We start from the raw sequence: 19,922 nt of genomic DNA, 5'->3' as shown, positions 1-19,922 counted from the left end.
AGTGCGACCTTCAACGACGAAGGCTGCACTTCCCGATAGAACGGGACCTGGACAAAGGCGTCCTCGCTAGGTGACTAGCGGGACGCCTTTTTTGTTTTTTTATGGCCTGCCATCCCTGGCGGCCACTCTTCGAGCCGTCGCGGAGCAACGTTAAAAATTGCTCCCGACAATTTTTTCGACCGTGATTTTTCTTCAGGAGATGGCCGGCATGCAAAAACTCAAGCTGGTGATGATCGGCAACGGCATGGCGGGTGTACGCACCCTCGAGGAGCTGCTCAAGCTCGCCCCCGATCTCTACGACATCACCGTGTTCGGCGCCGAGCCGCACCCCAACTACAACCGCATTCTGCTCTCGCCGGTACTGGCCGGCGAACAGACCTTCGAGGAGATCGTGCTCAACGATCTCAACTGGTACGCGGAAAACGACATCAAGCTGCTGCTCGGACGCAAGGTGGTCAAGATCGACCGCAAGAAGCGCTTGGTGATCGCCGACGACGGCAGCGAGGCAGAGTACGACCGCCTGCTCATCGCCACCGGCTCCAACCCCTTCATCCTGCCGATCCCGGGCAAGGACCTGACCGGGGTGATCGGCTATCGCGACATCGCCGACACCCAGACGATGATGGACACCGCCAAGACCCATAAGCACGCAGTGGTCATCGGCGGCGGCCTGCTCGGCCTGGAAGCGGCCAACGGCCTCAAGCTGCGCGGCATGGACGTCACCGTGGTGCATATCGGCGACTGGCTGCTGGAGCGCCAGCTCGATAGCACCGCAGGCCGTTTGCTGCAGAAATCCCTGGAAGACCGCGGCCTGAAGTTCCTCCTGCCCAAGCACACCGCTGAACTGCTGGACAACGGCGAAGGCCGCGTCTGTGCGGTGAAGTTCAAGGATGGCGAAGTGATTCCCGCCGACCTGGTGGTGATGGCCGCCGGCATTCGCCCCAACAGCGAGCTGGCCGAGAGCGCCGGCATCGCCTGCAACCGCGGCATCCTGGTCAACGACACCATGCAGACCTATGACCCGCGCATCTACGCCATCGGCGAGTGTGCCAGCCACCGCGGCATCGCCTACGGCCTGGTGGCGCCGCTGTTCGAGCAGGCCAAGGTCTGCGCCAACCACCTGGCCCAGCTCGGTTTCTCCCGCTATCAGGGCTCGGTAACCTCGACCAAGCTCAAGGTCACCGGTATCGACCTGTTCTCCGCCGGTGAATTTATGGGCGGCGAGGGAACGGAAACGATAACGCTGTCGGACCCCATCGGCGGCGTGTACAAGAAGCTGGTGATCAAGGACGACGTGCTGGTCGGCGCCTGCCTGTACGGCGACACCGCCGACGGCGGCTGGTACTTCCGCCAGATCCGCGAGAACCACAACGTCAGCGAGATCCGCGACCACCTGATGTTCGGCGAAGGCGCCATCGGCGATGTCGGCCACCAGGGCGCCGACAAGACCGCCAACATGCCCGACAGCATGGAGATCTGCGGCTGCAACGGCGTGTGCAAGGGCACCATAGTCCGGGCCATCCAGGAGAACGGGCTGTTCTCGGTCGACGAGGTGAAGAAGCACACCAAGGCCGCCAGTTCCTGCGGCTCCTGCGCCGGCCTGGTGGAGCAGATCCTGATCAGCACCGTCGGCGGCGCGGCGGACGTCAAGCCCAAGAGCGAGAAGGCCATCTGCGGCTGCAGCGATCTCAACCACGGGCAGATTCGCAAGGCCATCCGCGAGCAGCACCTGACGTCGATGGCGCAGACCATGGCGTTTCTCAACTGGAGCACGCCCAACGGCTGCGCCACCTGCCGCCCGGCGCTCAACTACTACCTGATCTCCACCTGGCCGGGCGAGGCCAAGGACGACCCGCAGTCGCGCCTGATCAACGAGCGCGCCCACGCCAATATCCAGAAGGACGGCACCTACTCCGTGGTGCCGCGCATGTGGGGCGGCGTGACCAACCCCTCCGAACTGCGCCGCATCGCCGACGTGGCGGACAAGTACAAGGTGCCCATGGTCAAGGTCACCGGTGGCCAGCGTATCGATCTGCTCGGCATCAAGAAGGAAGACCTGCCGGCGGTGTGGAAAGAGCTGGATATGCCTTCGGGCCACGCCTACGGCAAGTCCATCCGTACGGTAAAAACCTGCGTGGGCAGCGAGTTCTGCCGCTTCGGCACGCAGAACTCCACCCAGCTGGGCATCGATCTGGAACATGACCTGTTCAATATGTGGTCGCCGCACAAGGTCAAGCTGGCGGTCTCCGGTTGCCCGCGCAACTGCGCCGAGGCCGGCATCAAGGACGTCGGCATCATCGGTGTGGACTCGGGTTTCGAGATGTATATCGGCGGTAACGGCGGGATCAAGACCGAGGTGGCCGAGTTCTTCGTCAAGGTGAAAACCGCCGAGGAAGTGCGCGAGTACAACGCCGCCTTCCTCCAGATGTACCGCGAGGAGGCCTTCTATCTGGAGCGCACCGTGCACTACCTGCAGCGCGTCGGCATGGAGCACATCAAGAAGGCGGTTCTGGAAGACGAAGCCAACCGCAAGGCCCTGGCCGCGCGCCTGCAATTTGCCCTGTCGTTCGAGCAGGACCCGTGGAAGGAACGCATCGAACAGCCGCTGCTGAAGAAAGAATTCGAACCGATCAAGGTCGTGCAACTTGAGGAGGCCACCGTATGAACTGGCTGGATATCTGCGCCCTGGAAGAAATCAACGTGCTGGGCTCGCGCATTGTTGCCGGGCCGAAAGGCGATATCGCCATCTTCCGCACCAGCAACGATGAGGTCTTCGCCCTAGATGATCGCTGCCCGCACAAGGGTGGCCCGCTGTCCCAGGGCCTGATCTTCGGCAAGCGGGTGGCCTGTCCGCTGCACAACTGGCAGATCGAGCTGGAGTCCGGCGAGGCCGTGGCGCCGGATGTGGGCTGCGCTCACCGGCACCACGCCCGGGTCGAGAACGGCCGCGTGCTGCTGGCATTCGCTCACGGCAGCTAGCCCTGTGGGAGGCACTTCAGCGGCGACGGTCGCGGCTGAAGCCCCTCCCACCAGAACTTCCCCGCGCCTCAGGAGCTCCGAACATGGCCAGCCCCACTCAAGTCACCGCCTCCACCTGCTGCTACTGCGGCGTGGGCTGCGGCGTGCTGATCGAGCACGACGGCGAGCAGATCCTCGGCGTCGCCGGCGACCCCAGCCACCCGGCCAACTTCGGCAAACTGTGCAGCAAGGGCTCGACACTGCACCTGACCGGCGACCTCGACGCCCGTGCCCTCTACCCCGAGCTGCGTCTGGGCAAGGGCCTGGCCCGTTCGCGCACCGACTGGGACAGCGCCCTGGACCACGCCGCGGCGGTGTTCGCCGAGACCATCCGCGAACATGGCCCGGACAGCGTGGCCTTCTATATCTCCGGTCAGTTGCTGACCGAGGACTACTACGCCTTCAACAAGCTGGCCCGCGCCCTGGTCGGCACTCATAACATCGACTCCAACTCGCGGCTGTGCATGTCCAGCGCCGTGGTCGGTTACAAGCGCAGCCTCGGCGCCGACGCCCCGCCCTGCAATTACGAGGACATCGAGCAGAGCGACTGCCTGCTGATCGCCGGCTCCAACATGGCCTATGCCCACCCGGTGCTGTTTCGCCGTCTGGAAGAAGCCAAGGCGCGCCGCCCAGAGATGAAGGTGATCGTCGTCGACCCGCGGCGCACCGACACCTGCGAGCTGGCCGACCTGCACCTGGCGATCCTGCCCGGCACCGACGTCGCGCTGTTTCACGGCATCCTGCATCTCCTGCTGTGGGAGGGCTGGATGGACCGCGCCTATATCGACGCCCACACCGAAGGCTTCGAGGCGCTGAAGAACCTGGTGCGCGACTATAGTCCGGCGGCCACCGCCGATATCTGCGGCATCAGCCTGGACGCCCTGCAGCGCTGCGCCGAGTTGATCGGCCGTGCGCCCTCCTTCCTTTCGCTGTGGTGCATGGGGCTGAACCAGTCCAGCGCCGGCAGTGCGAAGAACAGCGCGCTGATCAACCTGCACCTGGCCACCGGGCAGATCGGCAAGCCCGGCGCCGGCCCCTTCTCGCTGACCGGCCAGCCCAATGCCATGGGCGGTCGCGAGACCGGCAGCCTGAGCAACCTGCTGCCGGGTCACCGCGAGGCCGGCAACGCCCAACACCGCGCCGAAGTCGCCGCCTACTGGGGCGTCGACGCCCTGCCGGAGACGCCCGGCCTGTCCGCCATCGAGCTGTTCGATGCGGTGCACGACGGGCGCATCAAGGCGCTGTGGATCGCCTGCACCAACCCGGCGCAGTCGCTGCCCAACCAGAGCAAGGTGCACGAGGCCCTGGCCGCCTGCCCCTTCGTCGTGGTGCAGGAAGCCTTCTTCACCACCGAGACCTGCCGCTACGCCGACCTGCTGCTGCCGGCCGCCAGCTGGGGCGAGAAGGAAGGCACGGTGACCAACTCCGAGCGCCGCGTCAGCCATGTACGCCGTGCCGTGCCAGCGCCCGCAGAGGCGCGGCCCGATTGGTCGATCACCTGCGACTTCGCCCGTCGCCTGGAAACTCTGCTCCGCCCCGGCCTGCCCAGCCTGTTCGATTTCGCCAACAGCGAAGCGCTGTTCGAGGAATACAAGCACCTGACCGCCCAGCGCGACCTCGACCTCTCGGGGCTGAGCTACGCGCTGCTGGATAACCAAGGTCCCCAACAATGGCCGTTTGCGCCTGGCGCGCGCCAGGGTACCGCGCGGCTCTACGCCGACGGCCGCTTCCCCACCGCCAGCGGGCGAGCGCAATTCCATGCCGACCCGTATCGTGCGCCGAAGGAAAAGCGCGAGGCGCGCTATTCGCTCACCCTCAACACCGGCCGTCTGCGCGACCAGTGGCATGGCATGAGCCGCACCGGCACCGCCGCGCGCCTGTTCGGCAATGTCGAGGCAGCGGTGCTCGGCCTGCACCCGGACGCGCTGCGTCGCCGCCGCCTGCGGGACGGCGATCTGGTCAGGCTGCGCAGCCGTCGCGGCAGCCTGATCCTGCCGGTACAGGCCGATGAGTCGGTGCGCCCAGGCCAGGCCTGGCTGCCGATGCACTGGGGCGACCGCTTCCTCAAGGGCCTGGGCACCAACGTGCTGACCCAACCGGCCTTCGATCCGCTTTCCAAGCAACCGGAGCTCAAGCATGCCGGCGTCGAGGTGGACAAGGTCGAGCTGCCCTGGCAGCTGTTCGCCCTGGTCGAGGGCGAGGTGCAGAGCCGCTTCGAGGCGCTGCGCCCGCTGTTCGAGGAGTTCGCCTACGCCAGCCTCACCCCCACCGGTCGCGAGCGCCCGCCCTGCTGATCCGCGCCGGCAGCGCCGTGGCGCCGCACCCCGAGCTGCTGGCGCAGATCGACCGCCTGCTGCGCCTGAACCAGGGTCCAGTGCTGGCCTATGACGACCCGCGCCGCGCAGTAGGCAAGCGCGTGCGTATCGAGGACGGCCGCATCGTCAGTATCCGCCTGGCCGGCGAAACCGCCGCCAGCGAATGGCTCAGAAGCCTGTGGCTGGACGGCCAGACCGACGCCGACCTGCGCCGCTGGCTGCTCGCCCCGGTCTCCGCACCGCCAGGCAATGCTGCCGCCAACACGCGCGGCAAGACCCTGTGCAACTGCCTGAACGTCAGCGAAGGCGCGGTGTGTGCCGGCATTGCCCGCGGCCTGGATCTGGATGGCCTCAAGCAGGAACTCAAGTGCGGCACCAGTTGTGGCTCCTGCGTACCCGAAATCAAACGCCTGCTGGCGCAACAGCCGGTGCTAGTGACTGCATAACCCTAGCGTGCGCTGTGCGCACCAACCCCAGATATTGATCGTACCCACGCTCTGCGTGGGTATGTAGCCGAGACGCTCCGCGTCTCATGGGACGCAGAGCGTCCCCGAATCCGTTCCCACGCCGGTGCGTGGGAACCAGCGGCAAACGCCGGCACTTGACACGAGAGAGGTGGTGAACATGAGCGCAAAAGTCTGGCTGGTCGGTGCTGGCCCTGGTGATCCCGAGCTGCTGACTCTCAAGGCGGTCAAGGCGCTGAATCAGGCCGATGTGGTGATGATCGACGATCTGGTCAACCCGGCCGTACTGGAGCACTGCCCCGGCGCACGCATCGTCTCGGTGGGCAAGCGCGGCGGTTGTCGCTCTACACCGCAGGCCTTCATACATCGCCTGATGCTGCGCTACGCACGGCAGGGCAAGTGCGTGGTGCGCCTGAAAGGCGGCGACCCATGCATCTTCGGGCGTGGCAGCGAGGAAGCCGACTGGCTCAACGAGCATGGCATCGAGGTGGAGCTGGTCAACGGCATCACTGCCGGGCTGGCTGGTGCCACCCACTGCGGCATCCCCCTGACACTGCGCGGCGTGGCCCGTGGCGTGACCCTGGTCACCGCCCACACCCAGGACGACAGCAGCCTGAACTGGGCGGCACTGGCGCAGAGCGGCACAACCTTGGTGGTCTATATGGGTGTCGCCAAACTGGCGGATATTCGCGACGGCCTGCTCGCCGGTGGCATGAGTGGCGAAATGCCGGTGGCGATGATCGAGAATGCCTCGCTGCCACAGCAGCGCGAATGCCGCAGCAGCCTCGCGGTCATGCAGGATGACGCGGCAGCATTCGCCCTGAAGAGCCCGGCCATTCTGGTGATCGGCGAAGTCGCCCGCGCCAGCAGCTGGCTCAGCATGCCCCAGCGTCTGCATGCCTGAGCGCTACGCAGTCATTGCCTGCGATTCGCTGCGAGGCGCAGCTCCAACACGATGCGGTATGGGCTGGCATTGCCCATTGCGTGCTTTTATCCCAGAAAAAAGAAACCCGGCCGAGGCCGGGTTTCTGTTTACAGCACCAGAAGCATTACTGCTGGATCTGGGCTTCTACTTCAGCTTCAACGCGACGGTTGATGGCGCGACCGGAGTCGGTGGCGTTGTCAGCTACCGGACGGGTTTCGCCGTAACCAACAGCGGTCACACGGTTGCCATCGACACCGTACTGGTTGACCAGCACGTTACGCACGGCGTTGGCACGACGCTCGGACAGACCCTGGTTGTAGGCGTCAGAACCGACGGAGTCGGTGTGACCTTCAACGGTGGTGGTGGTCTGCGGGTACTGGTTCATGAAGTCAGCCAGGTTCTTGATGTCACCGTAGCTTTCTTCTTTGACGCGATCCTTGTCGAAGTCGAACTTGACGTCCAGCTCAACGCGAACGGTTTCCAGAGCCGGCTCCGGAGCAGGCTCGGGCATCGGCTCGGGTGCAGCAGCCACGACCGGAGCCGGAGCAGGCTTGCTGCCGCCACCGAAGTTCAGACCGACACCGACGCCGGCTTGCCACTCGGTGTCGCCCTGGTCGATGTTGTACAGCGCGTCAACGCCGGCACGGGCGTAGAACATTTCGGTGAAGTAGTACTTGGCACCAGCGCCAGCGATGGCCAGGGTGGAGTGGTTACGACCACCACCGTTGGCGTCGCCGATGCTCTGATGGCCGAAACCGGCAGAGACGTACGGACGCAGACCAACACCCGGCTGACCGAAGTGGTAGATGGCCTTCAGGTCGGTCAGGTTGCCTTTGATGTCCTTGCTGCCGCGAGAGCCTTCGCCACGCAGGTCGTGGTACTCACCGTAGGACAGTGCCAGCTCGACATCATCGGTCAGGTAGTAACCGATGCTGCCGCCGAACAGGTTGCCTTCGTCGTGTGCGAAATCACGCTGCGAGTCGGTGAAATAGCGATTGACGAAGCCTTCCACCTCGACAGCGCCTTGACCTTGCGCCAGCGCGCCAAAGGAGGTTGCGGCAACCAGAGAGCCAATGACTACGCCCAAGGTGTTTTTTACTTTCATCCGTTAAATCCCCATCTTGGTGGTTAATAAGTTGCCGTGAACTTCAGTCGGCAACTTGGCGGCGATTTTATCAGGTTTCGCCATTCCCTTAGTGGTCTGGAAGCTGAACTAAGTTTCAGAAGTTTCCGAAAATTTGTCCCGCAACCGATCCAAAGCGCGCTTGTAGCGCATTTTCGTTGCGCTCAAGCCCATGTGCATGATGTCGGCAATCTCTTGAAACTCGAGCTCTGCGACAAAACGTAGCACCAGAATTTCACGGTCTATCGGGTTGACGTGCACCAACCAGCGATCCAGACCGCCACGCTCCTCGACTTTGGGTGTTTTTTCGTCGGAAGCCTCTTCGAGCGGATCCAAACTCAAGGCGTCAATCAATCGACGCTTGCGCCGCTCTTTTCGATATTGGGTAATGCATTCGTTATAGGTAATGCTGTAGAGCCAAGTCTTGAACTTGGACTTACCCTCAAAGTTCTTCAGGCCATAGAGAACCTTGAGCATCACCTCCTGACAGACATCATCAGCGTCCCTGTCGTTCCCCAAGTAACGTGCGCAAACGTTAAATAATGTTCGCTGGTAACGCCGCATCAGCTCTTCATACGCACGGGTGATATGAAACAGCTCGTCATGGGCACGCGTCACCAGCTCCTCATCGGTGAGCTCGCGGGGGTCGTAGCGCGTTGGCAGGGCTTGAGCTTTGTTCAAAACGAGTCGGGCCGACAGTCAGGACGAAAAGTGCCCGGCAGGTCACACCTGCCGGGCAGCTGCATAAAATAACAGATTGGCGTCAGCGACTGTTCACGCGTTGCTCGAGCATGACGCGATTGGCCACCGATACTAGCTCACCGGTATCGGTCAACAGGGTGGTTTTCACTGTGCCGATCTCTTCGATCTGCCCTTCGACCTCACCCACCTGCACATGTTGCCCGACCTGATACAACTCGCGCACATAGATGCCGGCCAGAATCTGGCTGGCGATATCTCGGCTGCCCAGCCCCAGCGCCAATGCCACGGCCAGGCCGACGGAAATCAGTACGATGGCGATGACGTTGTTGAGCAGGTCGGTCTTGATTTCCAGCTGACCGATGGCAACCGAGATGCTGATGATGATCACCAGGCCTTGCGCCACACGTCCCAAGCCGTTGGCATACTCCAGGCCGACGCCTTCGGCGGCGCCACGCACCAGGCTGCTGACCAGTTGCGCTAGGAGCACGCCAGCCAGCAGTACCAGCGCCGCGCCGAACACCTTGGGTAGATACAGCGCCAGCACGTCGAGGGTCGCGGAGACACGTTGCAGGCCGAGCGATTCAGCGGCAGACACCAGGAAGATCAGCAGCACGAACCAGTAAACGATCTTGCCGATCAGGGTCGATACCGACGCATGAATGCCGACGCGCGCCAGCAGCTTGGTCAGGCCGGTACCGGTCATCAAACGGTCCAGGCCAACCTTGCCAAGCAGCTTGGACAGCAGCGTGTCGAGCAACTTGGCCACGACGAAGCCAAGCAATACCAGCACCAGCGCCACGAACAGATTGGGGATGAAGCCAGCAACCTTGCTCCACAGTGCGGTCATCGCGGAGATCAGGCTTTGAGTCCAGGGATCGAGTTCCATTTCAGTCAGCCTTGTCAGCAGAAGCGGAGGATTGGGTACGGCGTGATACTGGCGCCACATGCGCCGAACCATTATTCAGGGCGATCATCAGCGCCTGCGCCCAGTGACCGACCAGGCTGAACAGGTCACCCGCTCCGACCTGGCGGTTGGCGGTCTTGAGAACCCGGTGCAGACAGGCATCGTCGTCATGGCTGGACGGCGCGGCCTTGAGCAAATCGCGTAAAGATTCTTCGAATGGATCGTGCATGCGCACCTCACGGGATGTCACGGCTAGACGCAGTAGCCGGCGGATGAGTCACACATCACAACCAGCGCCAGCGGCGGAAAAGTAGCAGTTGGCCCAGCGCCAAAAGGATCATCAGGCCACAGGCGATAAAGAAACCGAGCGGGCTTTCGGCGCCAGGAATGCCGCCAACATTGATGCCCAGCAGGCCCGTAAGGAAGGTCAGCGGCAGGAACATACCGGCGATCACGGTAAAACGGTACATGATGCGGTTCATCCGCTCTGCAAGGCGCTGATTCTCAGCTTCGAGTACCAGACTGACGCGCTCGCGCAACAATTCGAGTTCTTCGAGATAGCGCGTCAGCCGGTTATGCAGTTCGTTCCAGTAGTCATCGTCATCCTCGACGAACCAGGGCTGGCGACTGCGCATCATCTGCGCATACAGATCACGCTGCGGCGCCAGGAAACGCCGTAGCCCGGCGGCGCGGCGGCGCAGCTGCAACATCAGGCTGTGATCGGGACGATAGCGCTCGTCAGCGTCCAGACGATCCTCTTCGACATCGAGCTGATCACTCAACTCGGCGATCAGGTCATCGACGCGGTTGGTCAGGTGCCGCGCCAGCTCCAGCAGCAGCTCGGAGGACGTGCGTGGCCCCTTGCCCGCCAGCAGATCGGCAATCAGCGCATCGGTCGCCAGCAGCGGTCGTAGGCGCAGGGAAATTACCCGACGAGCATCGGCAAAGATGCGCACCGAGACCATGTCTTCCGGCTCGGCGCCCGGGTTGCGATTGATGCCCCGCAGAAACAGCAGCAGTTCATCACGCGGCAACGGCAACAAGCGTGGCCGGGTGTTCTCTTCCAGTAGCAGATCACAGCTGAACTCATCCAGGCCACTGTGCTCGCGCAACCAGTGCTGCGCCGGGGCCTGACTACGATCCCAGTGCAGCCACAGGCTTTCCTGCTCGCTCAGTTGCAGGCCATCCAGTTGCTCGCGGCTGATGCTGCGCGCACCACCACGGCCATCGAGCACGAAGGCATGCAGCAGTGCCGAGCCCTGATCCACCATCGGGTTATTCCGGCATTTCCAGGGCTTGCGGAGAGACGATCACACCGTTGTTGTCGGCGTACAGGTAGTCGCCCGGCTTGAAGGTCACGCCGCCGAAGGTGACCGGCACATTCAGATCACCGATGCCGCGCTTGTCGGTCTTCATCGGATGGCTGGCCAGCGCCTGCACACCCAGGTTGGTCTGCGCGATGACATCAACATCACGGATACAGCCGTAGACCAGGATGCCCTCCCAGCCATTTTTGGCCGCTTTTTCGGCCAGCATGTCACCCAGCAGCGCCCGACGCAGCGAGCCGCCGCCATCGACGACCAGTACTTTCCCCTGACCTGGCAGATCGACCTGCTCCTTCACCAGCGAGTTGTCTTCATGGCACTTGATGGTGACGATTTGGCCACCAAAGGAATCACGGCCACCGTAGTTGGCGAACATCGGCTCGACGACCTGAACCAACTCCGGATAGGCATCGCACAGATCAGGGGTGATGTAGTGCATGGCAGAACTCCTTTCGACAATGAATGAACGACAGGCAAGTGGAAGATCAGGAAATGACCACCACCAAACGATGCGTCACATCTTACCGCCAAGCACTCGCCGAAGAAACGTTACGATAGCTCAGACACCCGCAACGGCGGCCTGCTCGGTGAACTCTACAGGCAGTCGCAGGTATTGCAGCCAGTATTCGGTCAGCGGCCAAACTTCGCGCTGCGCCTCTTTGCTGACCAACATTTCAATGTGCCCGAAATCGCTGCTGAAGCCTTTCTCCTTACCCAACAGTAGAAAGTGCCTCGGCGCGCTACTGCATTGCTCCAGAAGCTTGCGACAGGCCCAAGCAGGATCATCGAAATCGGCAGCAGCTGCCACGGCCATAAGCGGTACGCTCACCTCAGCGAGGCCTGCCCACCAGTCCTTCCGCCCATCACCGAATCGCCCGAACAGCCTGAGCCAACGTAGAACTTCCAGCGCCAGCCCGATAGGTTCATCTTCAGGGCCGCGCTTCAGGCGCCGGCCGGACAGGTAAGGAAAGGCGCGCAGCAGTAGACGCGCGCCCCACTCTATCGGAGGTATCTTCAGCGGCCAGTAACTGCGGCTGACCTGACTGCCGAACAACGCAACCGAGCTGGCACGCGACTGATCGAGATAACCACCACCCAACGCAGCCGCCAGGATCACCCCGCCTAGCGAGTGGCCAATCCAGTGTGCGGCCTGCCCGGTCTGCTCGAATAGGAAATCGGCGATGGCCGGCACGTCGTAGTGCACGTACTGCGCCACGCTGTTGTCGCGATAGCCTTCATTGCGCGGCGAAAGGCCGTGGCCGCGCATTTCGGCGATCCACACGTCAAACCCCGCACGCGCCAGATAGGCGCCAAGGCCTATGCCCTTGGGCGAGTACCAGAAACGTCGGTTGGAAAAACTACCATGCAGCAACACCACAGGCACGCCGCGCGCACCTTCGGCATCCGCCAGGCCTACTCGCGTTAACGCCAGCTCTACACTGGAATCCGGACTGTTGTTGGGCTTCAGACGATAGACGTCTTCACTGAGATCGCCACGTAGCTCGGCACTGATCAGCGCGACGGGGAAAAGCTCACTACTGCTTTGCATGGATCGGAAAACCGCAATGGCGCTGTACCACAAAGAAGAACGAAACCCATAAAAAACCGTCGGAGCGACGTTCAAATCGCTGGCGACGGCTTCGCGTGACTACCCAGAAAAAAGGCGGGATCAACCCGCCCTCTTTCCGCGTCAGCTACTGCTCTCAGGCAGGCTGCGCCTCGGCCAGGAAGAACCAGGTGTCGAGGACCGAATCGGGGTTCAGCGAGACGCTCTCGATGCCTTGCTCCATCAGCCACCTGGCCAGATCCGGGTGATCCGAAGGGCCCTGACCGCAGATGCCGATGTACTTGCCGGCCTTGTTACAGGCAGCGATGGCATTGGCCAGCAGCTTCTTCACCGCCGGGTTACGCTCATCGAACAGGTGGGCGACGATACCGGAGTCGCGATCCAGGCCCAGTGTCAGCTGGGTCAGGTCGTTGGAGCCGATGGAGAAACCGTCGAAGAACTCGAGGAACTCTTCAGCCAGAATGGCGTTGGACGGCAGCTCGCACATCATGATGACCTTCAGGCCATCCTGACCGCGAGCCAGGCCATTGCTGGCCAGCAGCTCGACCACTTGCGACGCCTCGCCCAGGGTACGCACGAACGGCACCATGATCTCGACGTTGGTCAGGCCCATCTCGTTGCGCACTTTCTTCAGCGCGCGGCATTCCAGCTCGAAACAGTCGCGGAAGGATTCGCTGATGTAGCGCGAAGCACCACGGAAGCCCAGCATCGGGTTCTCTTCTTCCGGCTCATACAGCTTGCCGCCGATCAGGTTGGCGTATTCGTTGGACTTGAAGTCCGACAGGCGCACGATGACTTTCTTCGGCCAGAAGGCGGCGGCCAAGGTGCTGATACCCTCGACCAGCTTCTCGACGTAGAAGTCGACCGGATCACCGTAACCGGCGATGCGTTTCTCGACGCTGTCCTTGATCTCCGGCGGCAGGCTGGAGAAGTTCAGCAGCGCCTTCGGGTGCACGCCGATCATGCGGTTGATGATGAATTCCAGGCGAGCCAGGCCAACCCCTTCGTTCGGCAGTTGAGCGAAGTCGAAAGCGCGATCCGGGTTGCCGACGTTCATCATGATCTTGAACGGCAGATCCGGCATGGCGTCGACCGAGTTCTTGCGAATGTCGAAGCCCAGTTCGCCTTCGAAGATGAAACCGGTATCGCCTTCGGCGCAGGATACGGTCACACCCTGACCGTCCTTGAGCACGCTGGTGGCGTTGCCGCAACCGACCACGGCCGGAATGCCCAGCTCACGGGCGATGATCGCCGCGTGGCAGGTACGGCCGCCGCGGTTGGTGACGATGGCGCTGGCGCGCTTCATCACCGGCTCCCAGTCCGGGTCGGTCATGTCGGAGACCAGCACGTCGCCCGGCTGCACCTTGTCCATCTCGGATACGTCGTGGATCACGCGCACCTTGCCGGCGCCGATGCGCTGACCGATGGCGCGGCCTTCGACCAGCACGGTGCCCTTCTCTTTCAGCAGGTAGCGCTCCATCACGGTGGCGCTGGCGCGGCTCTTCACGGTTTCCGGACGGGCCTGCACGATGTACAGCTTGCCGTCGTCACCGTCCTTGGCCCACTCGATGTCCATCGGGCGGCCGTAGTGTTTCTCGATGATCAATGCCTGCTTGGCCAGCTCGCTGACCTCGGCGTCGCTGATGCAGAAGCGCGCGCGCTCGGCACGGTCGACTTCCACGGTCTTCACCGAACGACCGGCCTTGGCTTCGTCGCCGTAGATCATCTTGATCGCCTTGCTGCCCAGGTTGCGACGCAGGATCGCCGGGCGCCCCGCTTCCAGGGTTGGCTTGTGCACGTAGAACTCGTCGGGGTTCACCGCACCTTGCACGACGGTCTCACCGAGGCCATAGGCACCGGTGATAAACACCACATCACGGAAACCGGATTCGGTGTCCAGGGTGAACATCACACCGGCGGTACCAGTTTCCGAACGCACCATACGCTGTACGCCGGCAGACAGAGCGACCAGCTTGTGGTCGAAGCCCTGGTGCACGCGGTAAGCGATAGCACGGTCGTTGAACAGGGAAGCGAAGACTTCCTTGGCGGCGCGAATCACGTTGTCCACACCGCGGATATTGAGGAAGGTTTCCTGCTGCCCCGCAAAAGAGGCATCCGGCAGGTCTTCGGCGGTGGCGGAGGAACGCACGGCCACGGCCATGTTGTCGTTGCCGGCGCTCATGGTGGCGAAGGCTTCGCGGATCTGCTTGTCCAGCTCAGCCGGGAACTCGGCGTCCATCACCCACTGGCGAATCTGCGCGCCGGTCTTGGCCAGGGCGTTGACGTCATCGACATCGAGTGCGTCAAGCGCTGCGTGGATCTGCGCATTCAGGCCGCTTTGCTCGAGAAAATCGCGGTAGGCCTGAGCCGTAGTGGCGAAACCGCCGGGAACCGAGACACCGGCGCCGGCCAGGTTACTGATCATCTCGCCGAGGGATGCGTTCTTGCCCCCCACATGCTCAACATCGTGATTGCCGAGCTTATCGAGGGAAACTACGTACTCTACCAAGATGATCTCTCCACTAACTGTATTGGAAAAGCTCAGTGGGCTGCGCAATGTCGAACGACCGAGGTCGCGCGATTGTGGCCTTGCCCTTGTATAAGTAACAATGCCGAACCCGGTGGGCCCGACGTAAAACGCGGCCTATCATAGCCAAGAATCGAACTCAGCTTAAGGCCTTTGGCGCAAATGAAACGAACCGCTTTCTTCATCTCCGACGGCACCGGCATCACGGCCGAAACCTTGGGCCAGAGCCTGCTCGCACAGTTCGAGAACATTCAGTTCACCAAACTGACGCGCCCTTATATCGACAGCATCGAAAAAGCGCGCGCCATGGTACAACAAATCGATGCCGCCGCTGAAAGGGACGGCGCCCGCCCGATCATCTTCGACACCATCGTCAATCGCGATATTCGTGCGATCCTCGATACCGCCAATGGTTTCATGATCGATATTTTCTCGACCTTCCTTTCCCCCCTGGAGCAGGAGCTGAGCTCGCACTCCTCCTACTCGGTCGGCAAGTCACACTCCATCGGCCAGCACTCCAACTACATGGAACGCATCGAGGCGGTGAACTTCGCCCTCGACAACGATGATGGCGCCCGTACCCACTATTACGACAAGGCCGATCTGATCCTGGTCGGCGTGTCGCGCTGCGGCAAGACGCCTACCTGTCTGTACATGGCCATGCAGTACGGCATACGCGCCGCCAACTACCCGCTGACCGAAGACGACATGGAGCGCCTGCAGCTCCCAGACTCACTGAAAAAGTACCGCGACAAGCTGTTTGGCCTGACCATAGACCCGGATCGTCTCACCGCCATCCGCCACGAACGCAAGCCCAACAGCCGCTACGCCAGTTTCGCCCAGTGCGAGTTCGAAGTGCGCGAGGTGGAAGGTCTGTTCCGCCGTGAAAACATTGCCTTCATCAACTCCACGCATTTCTCGGTGGAGGAGATTTCGGCCAAGATCCTGGTGGAAAAAGGTGTTGAACGGCGCCTTAAATAACCACAGCAAGCCGATGATTTAAAAGAGAAATAGCTCGAAAACTCGAGCCATTTCTAGCTTTCGCCGTCAGAAACTTCCGCCCGGCACCCGCACCGAGCCTTCCATCAGGATGCGCGCGCTGCGACTCATCACGGCCTTGGTCACTGTCCACTGGCCGTCGACCCGTTTGGCCTGAGCGCCAACGCGCAAGGTGCCGGACGGATGACCGAAACGTACCGCTTCGCGCTCACCGCCCCCCGCAGCCAGGTTGACCAGGGTGCCGGGAATCGCCGCCGCCGTGCCGATGGCCACCGCGCAGGTGCCCATCATCGCGTGGTGCAACTTGCCCATGGACAGCGCGCGTACCAGCAGATCGACATCACCCGCTTTCACCTGCTTGCCGCTAGAGGTGAGGTAGTCCTTGGGTGGGCTGACAAAGGCGATCTTCGGGGTGTGCTGACGTGTCGCAGCTTCTTCCGCCGTTTTGATCAGGCCCATGCGCAACGCGCCGGCAATGCGGATCTGCTCGAAGCGCGCCAGTTGCGCCGGGTCACCGTTGATAGCCTCGCGCAGCTCGGTGCCCTGGTAGCCGATGTCTTCGGCGTTGACGAAGATGGTCGGGATGCCGGCGGTGATCATGGTCGCCTTGAAGGTACCGATGCCCGGCACTTCGAGGTCATCGATCAGGTTGCCGGTCGGGAACATCGAACCGCCCTCCTCGCCATCATCAGATGGGTCGAGGAATTCCAGCACGATCTCCGCCGCTGGGAAGGTCACGCCGTCCAGTTCGAAATCGCCAGTTTCCTGCACCTGGCCACCCGTGACCGGTACATGGGCGATGATGGTTTTCTGGATATTGGCCTGCCAGATACGCACCTCACAGGTGCCATTCTCGGGAATACGTGCCGGATCGACCAAGCCGGCATGGATGGCGAAGGCACCAGCCGCAGTGGACAGGTTGCCGCAATTGCCGCTCCAGTCGACGAAGGCCTTGTCGATGGAGACCTGACCGTAGAGGTAGTCGACATCGTGTTCGGGCTGGGTGCTTTTCGACAGGATCACGCACTTGGAGGTGCTCGAGGTGGCGCCGCCCATGCCGTCGATATGCGCCGAGTACGGATCGGGGCTGCCGATCACGCGCATGAACAGCTTGTCGCGCGCCTCGCCCGGCACCTGGCAGCGCTCGGGCAGATCCTGCAGACGGAAGAACACGCCCTTGCTGGTGCCGCCACGCATATAGGTGGCGGGGATTTTAACTTGAGGCAGATGAGCCATGAGTGCAGTCCTGAGTAGCCCGGATGCAATCCGGGAATGATGGTGCTGGTTTTCCCGGATTTCATCCGGGCTACGCGCTTGTCTCCCCTCTCCCGCTTGCGGGAGAGGGGCCGGGGGAGAGGGTCTATCAGACAGCACCGAGCCGCCTGCACCACCCTCTCCCCAGCCCTCTCCCATAAATGGGAGAGGGAGCTATCAAGCCACCGCGCCTTCGAGGAAGTCCTTGGCGAAGCGCTGCAGCACGCCGCCGGCCTGGTACACGCTGACATCGGCAGCGGTATCCAGACGGCAGGTCACCGTCACCTTGAGTGTCTCGCCGTTACGGCGATTGATCACCAGGGTCAGGTCGCAGCGCGGCGAGATCTCGCCTTCGATGTCAAAGGTTTCGGTGCCGTCCAGCGCCAGGGTAAGACGCGTGGTACCCGGTTTGAACTCCACCGGCAGCACGCCCATGCCCACCAGATTGGTGCGGTGAATGCGCTCGAAGCCTTCGGCGACGATCACCTCGACGCCAGCGAGACGCACACCCTTGGCCGCCCAGTCGCGCGACGAGCCCTGGCCGTAGTCGGCACCGGCGACGATGATCAGGTTCTGCTTACGGTTCATGTAGGTTTCGATGGCCTCCCACATGCGCATCACCTGGCCTTCCGGCTCGACACGGGCCAGCGAGCCCTTTTTCACCTGGCCATCGACCACCACCATCTCGTTGACCAGTTGCGGGTTGGCGAAGGTGGCACGCTGCGCAGTCAGGTGATCACCACGGTGGGTGGCGTAGGAGTTGAAGTCCTCTTCCGGCAGGCCCATTTTCGCCAGGTACTCGCCCGCTGCCGAGTCCGCCAGGATGGCATTGGACGGCGACAGGTGGTCGGTGGTGATGTTGTCCGGCAGGATCGCCAGCGGGCGCATGCCCTTGAGCGTGCGCTCGCCAGCCAGCGCGCCTTCCCAGTATGGCGGACGGCGGATGTAGGTGGACTGCGGGCGCCAGTCGTACAGCGGACTCTCGGCCTCCTGCACGCTGCCCAGGTCGAACATCGGGATGTAGATCTGCTTGAACTGCTCGGGCTTCACCGAGGCAGCGACGATGGCGTCGATTTCCTCATCGCTCGGCCACAAGTCCTTCAGCGTGATCGGATTGCCCCGGGCATCAGCGCCCAGCACATCCTGCTCGATATCGAAACGCACGGTGCCGGCAATCGCATAGGCCACCACCAGTGGCGGCGAAGCGAGGAAGGCCTGCTTGGCGTAGGGATGGATGCGCCCGTCGAAGTTGCGGTTACCCGAGAGCACGGCAGTGGCATACAGGTCGCGGTCGATGATTTCCTTCTGGATCGCAGGATCCAGCGCGCCGGACATGCCGTTGCAGGTGGTGCAGGCGTAGGCAACGATGCCGAAGCCGAGTTTCTCCAGTTCTGGCAGCAGACCGGCCTCTTCCAGGTACAGCTTGGCGACCTTGGAGCCTGGCGCGAACGACGTCTTCACCCAAGGCTTGCGCACCAGACCCAGCGCGTTGGCCTTCTTCGCCAGCAGACCGGCGGCAATGACGTTGCGCGGGTTGGAGGTATTGGTGCAGCTGGTGATGGCGGCGATGATCACCGCGCCGTCCGGCATCAATCCTTCGGCCTCTTCGACCTTGCCGCTCTGCAGTTTGGCTTCGTCGGCAATACCACGCTCGGCCAGTGCCGAAGTGGGCAGGCGGCGATGTGGGTTGCTCGGGCCAGCCATATTGCGCACGACGCTGCCCAGATCGAAGTGCAGCACGCGCTCGTACTCGGCGGTTTTCAGTGCGTCGCTCCACAGGCCCAGGGTCTTGGCGTAGTTTTCCACCAGCGCCACCTGCTCCGGCTCACGCCCGGTGAGCTTGAGGTAGTCGATGGTCTGGCCGTCGATATAGAACATCGAGGCGGTGGCGCCGTATTCCGGGCACATATTGGAGATGGTCGCGCGGTCGCCGATGGACAGACTGTCCGCGCCCTCGCCGAAGAACTCGACCCAGGCGCCCACCACCCGCTCCTTGCGCAGGAACTCGGTCAGCGCCAGGACGATATCGGTGGCGGTGATGCCGGGTTGGCGCTTGCCGGTCAGCTCGACGCCGACGATATCGGGCAGGCGCATCATCGACGGATGGCCGAGCATCACTGTCTCGGCTTCCAGGCCGCCGACGCCGATGGCGATCACGCCCAGGGCATCGACGTGCGGGGTGTGCGAGTCGGTGCCAACGCAGGTGTCAGGGAAGGCGATGCCGCCGCGCGCCTGGATCACCGGGCTCATCTTCTCCAGGTTGATCTGGTGCATGATGCCGTTGCCGGCCGGGATCACGTCGACGTTCTTGAACGCGGTCTTGGTCCAGTCGATGAAGTGGAAGCGATCCTCATTGCGGCGATCCTCGATGGCGCGGTTCTTCTCGAAGGCATCCGGATCGAAGCCCGGCGCCTCGACGGCCAGCGAGTGGTCGACGATCAGCTGGGTCGGCACCACCGGGTTGACCTTGGACGGGTCACCACCCTGCTCGGCGATGGCATCGCGCAGGCCGGCCAGGTCGACCAGCGCGGTCTGGCCGAGGATGTCGTGGCAGACCACGCGCGCCGGGTACCAGGGAAAGTCCAGGTCGCGCTTGCGGTAGATCAGTTGTTCCAGCGCAGCAGTCAGATCCTGCGGGTCGCAGCGACGCACCAGTTGCTCTGCAAGCACGCGCGAGGTGTAGGGCAGCTTGCTCCAGGCGCCGGCCTGGATCGCCTCGACCGCCTCACGGGCGTCGAAGTAATCCAGCGCGGTACCGGGCAAGCGCTTGCGGTATTGGCTATTCACGGTGTCATTCAT

The 19,922-nt window shown here is 62.6% G+C and carries 15 protein-coding genes and 1 pseudogene; 6 read left to right on the top strand and 10 right to left on the bottom strand.

Features of this window, described 5'->3' with window-relative positions:
• Positions 1-208 precede the first annotated feature (208 nt).
• From nirB to cobA, 4 genes and pseudogenes are all read left to right on the top strand, one after another.
• Positions 209-2,665: a nitrite reductase large subunit NirB gene (gene nirB, locus J7655_RS10535; RefSeq protein ID WP_230924403.1), complete on the top strand. Its 2,457-nt coding sequence runs from the start codon at positions 209-211 to the stop codon at positions 2,663-2,665.
• On the top strand, positions 2,662-2,979 hold the full coding sequence (gene nirD, locus J7655_RS10530) for a nitrite reductase small subunit NirD (RefSeq protein WP_230924402.1): 318 nt from the start codon (positions 2,662-2,664) through the stop codon (positions 2,977-2,979). The genes nirB and nirD overlap by 4 nt, the downstream gene beginning before the upstream one ends.
• An 83-nt stretch (positions 2,980-3,062) precedes the next feature.
• A pseudogene (locus tag J7655_RS10525) lies at positions 3,063-5,779 on the top strand (nitrate reductase).
• Positions 5,780-5,957: 178 nt separating this feature from the next.
• Positions 5,958-6,701: a uroporphyrinogen-III C-methyltransferase gene (gene cobA, locus J7655_RS10520; protein ID WP_230924401.1), complete on the top strand. Its 744-nt coding sequence runs from the start codon at positions 5,958-5,960 to the stop codon at positions 6,699-6,701.
• A 145-nt stretch (positions 6,702-6,846) separates the two neighbouring features.
• Here cobA and J7655_RS10515 read toward each other — a convergent pair whose 3' ends face one another.
• The 8 genes from J7655_RS10515 to ppsA form a co-directional block, all read right to left on the bottom strand.
• Complete coding sequence (locus J7655_RS10515; protein WP_230924400.1) at positions 6,847-7,827, bottom strand: OmpA family protein; 981 nt, start codon at positions 7,825-7,827, stop codon at positions 6,847-6,849.
• A 108-nt stretch (positions 7,828-7,935) separates the two neighbouring features.
• Entirely contained in the window at positions 7,936-8,526 is a 591-nt protein-coding gene (gene sigX / locus J7655_RS10510; protein WP_230924399.1) for an RNA polymerase sigma factor SigX, read from the bottom strand.
• An 82-nt stretch (positions 8,527-8,608) separates the two neighbouring features.
• On the bottom strand, positions 8,609-9,433 hold the full coding sequence (locus J7655_RS10505) for a mechanosensitive ion channel family protein (protein ID WP_074858247.1): 825 nt from the start codon (positions 9,431-9,433) through the stop codon (positions 8,609-8,611).
• Between the two features lies 1 nt (position 9,434).
• Positions 9,435-9,686, bottom strand: a complete 252-nt coding sequence (locus J7655_RS10500; RefSeq protein ID WP_420850943.1) for a CrfX protein — start codon at positions 9,684-9,686, stop codon at positions 9,435-9,437.
• Positions 9,687-9,735: 49 nt separating this feature from the next.
• On the bottom strand, positions 9,736-10,722 hold the full coding sequence (locus J7655_RS10495; RefSeq protein ID WP_230924397.1) for a CorA family divalent cation transporter: 987 nt from the start codon (positions 10,720-10,722) through the stop codon (positions 9,736-9,738).
• 4 nt (positions 10,723-10,726) lie between these two features.
• Positions 10,727-11,215 (bottom strand): ribonuclease E activity regulator RraA, encoded by a 489-nt coding sequence (rraA, locus tag J7655_RS10490; RefSeq protein ID WP_003460058.1) that lies wholly within the window; start codon positions 11,213-11,215, stop codon positions 10,727-10,729.
• Between the two features lie 120 nt (positions 11,216-11,335).
• Positions 11,336-12,325, bottom strand: a complete 990-nt coding sequence (locus J7655_RS10485) for an alpha/beta fold hydrolase (protein WP_003460056.1) — start codon at positions 12,323-12,325, stop codon at positions 11,336-11,338.
• A gap of 154 nt (positions 12,326-12,479) precedes the next feature.
• Positions 12,480-14,852 (bottom strand): phosphoenolpyruvate synthase, encoded by a 2,373-nt coding sequence (ppsA, locus tag J7655_RS10480; protein ID WP_230924396.1) that lies wholly within the window; start codon positions 14,850-14,852, stop codon positions 12,480-12,482.
• On the opposite strand from ppsA, the gene J7655_RS21030 reads away from it, so the two are divergent.
• Both J7655_RS21030 and ppsR read left to right on the top strand, forming a co-directional pair.
• Positions 14,799-14,996 (top strand): hypothetical protein, encoded by a 198-nt coding sequence (locus tag J7655_RS21030; protein WP_420850863.1) that lies wholly within the window; start codon positions 14,799-14,801, stop codon positions 14,994-14,996. The genes ppsA and J7655_RS21030 overlap by 54 nt on opposite strands.
• 36 nt (positions 14,997-15,032) lie before the next feature.
• Entirely contained in the window at positions 15,033-15,851 is an 819-nt protein-coding gene (ppsR, locus tag J7655_RS10475) for a posphoenolpyruvate synthetase regulatory kinase/phosphorylase PpsR (RefSeq protein ID WP_017676811.1), read from the top strand.
• 66 nt (positions 15,852-15,917) lie between these two features.
• Here ppsR and prpF read toward each other — a convergent pair whose 3' ends face one another.
• Both prpF and acnD read right to left on the bottom strand, forming a co-directional pair.
• The gene (gene prpF, locus J7655_RS10470) at positions 15,918-17,105 is read right to left on the bottom strand and encodes a 2-methylaconitate cis-trans isomerase PrpF (protein ID WP_230924395.1); all 1,188 of its coding nucleotides are present in this window, start codon (positions 17,103-17,105) and stop codon (positions 15,918-15,920) included.
• A 195-nt stretch (positions 17,106-17,300) separates the two neighbouring features.
• A complete protein-coding gene (gene acnD, locus J7655_RS10465) occupies positions 17,301-19,910 on the bottom strand; it encodes a Fe/S-dependent 2-methylisocitrate dehydratase AcnD (protein ID WP_230927711.1) in 2,610 nt (869 codons plus the stop codon).
• Positions 19,911-19,922 lie beyond the last annotated feature (12 nt).

The organism is Pseudomonas wenzhouensis (assembly GCF_021029445.1).
In the GTDB taxonomy this organism is placed as follows: Bacteria; Pseudomonadota; Gammaproteobacteria; order Pseudomonadales; family Pseudomonadaceae; genus Aquipseudomonas; species Aquipseudomonas wenzhouensis.
The sequence above is the reverse complement of the archived record's forward strand: the minus strand, read 5'-3'. Positions and strand labels throughout refer to the sequence as shown.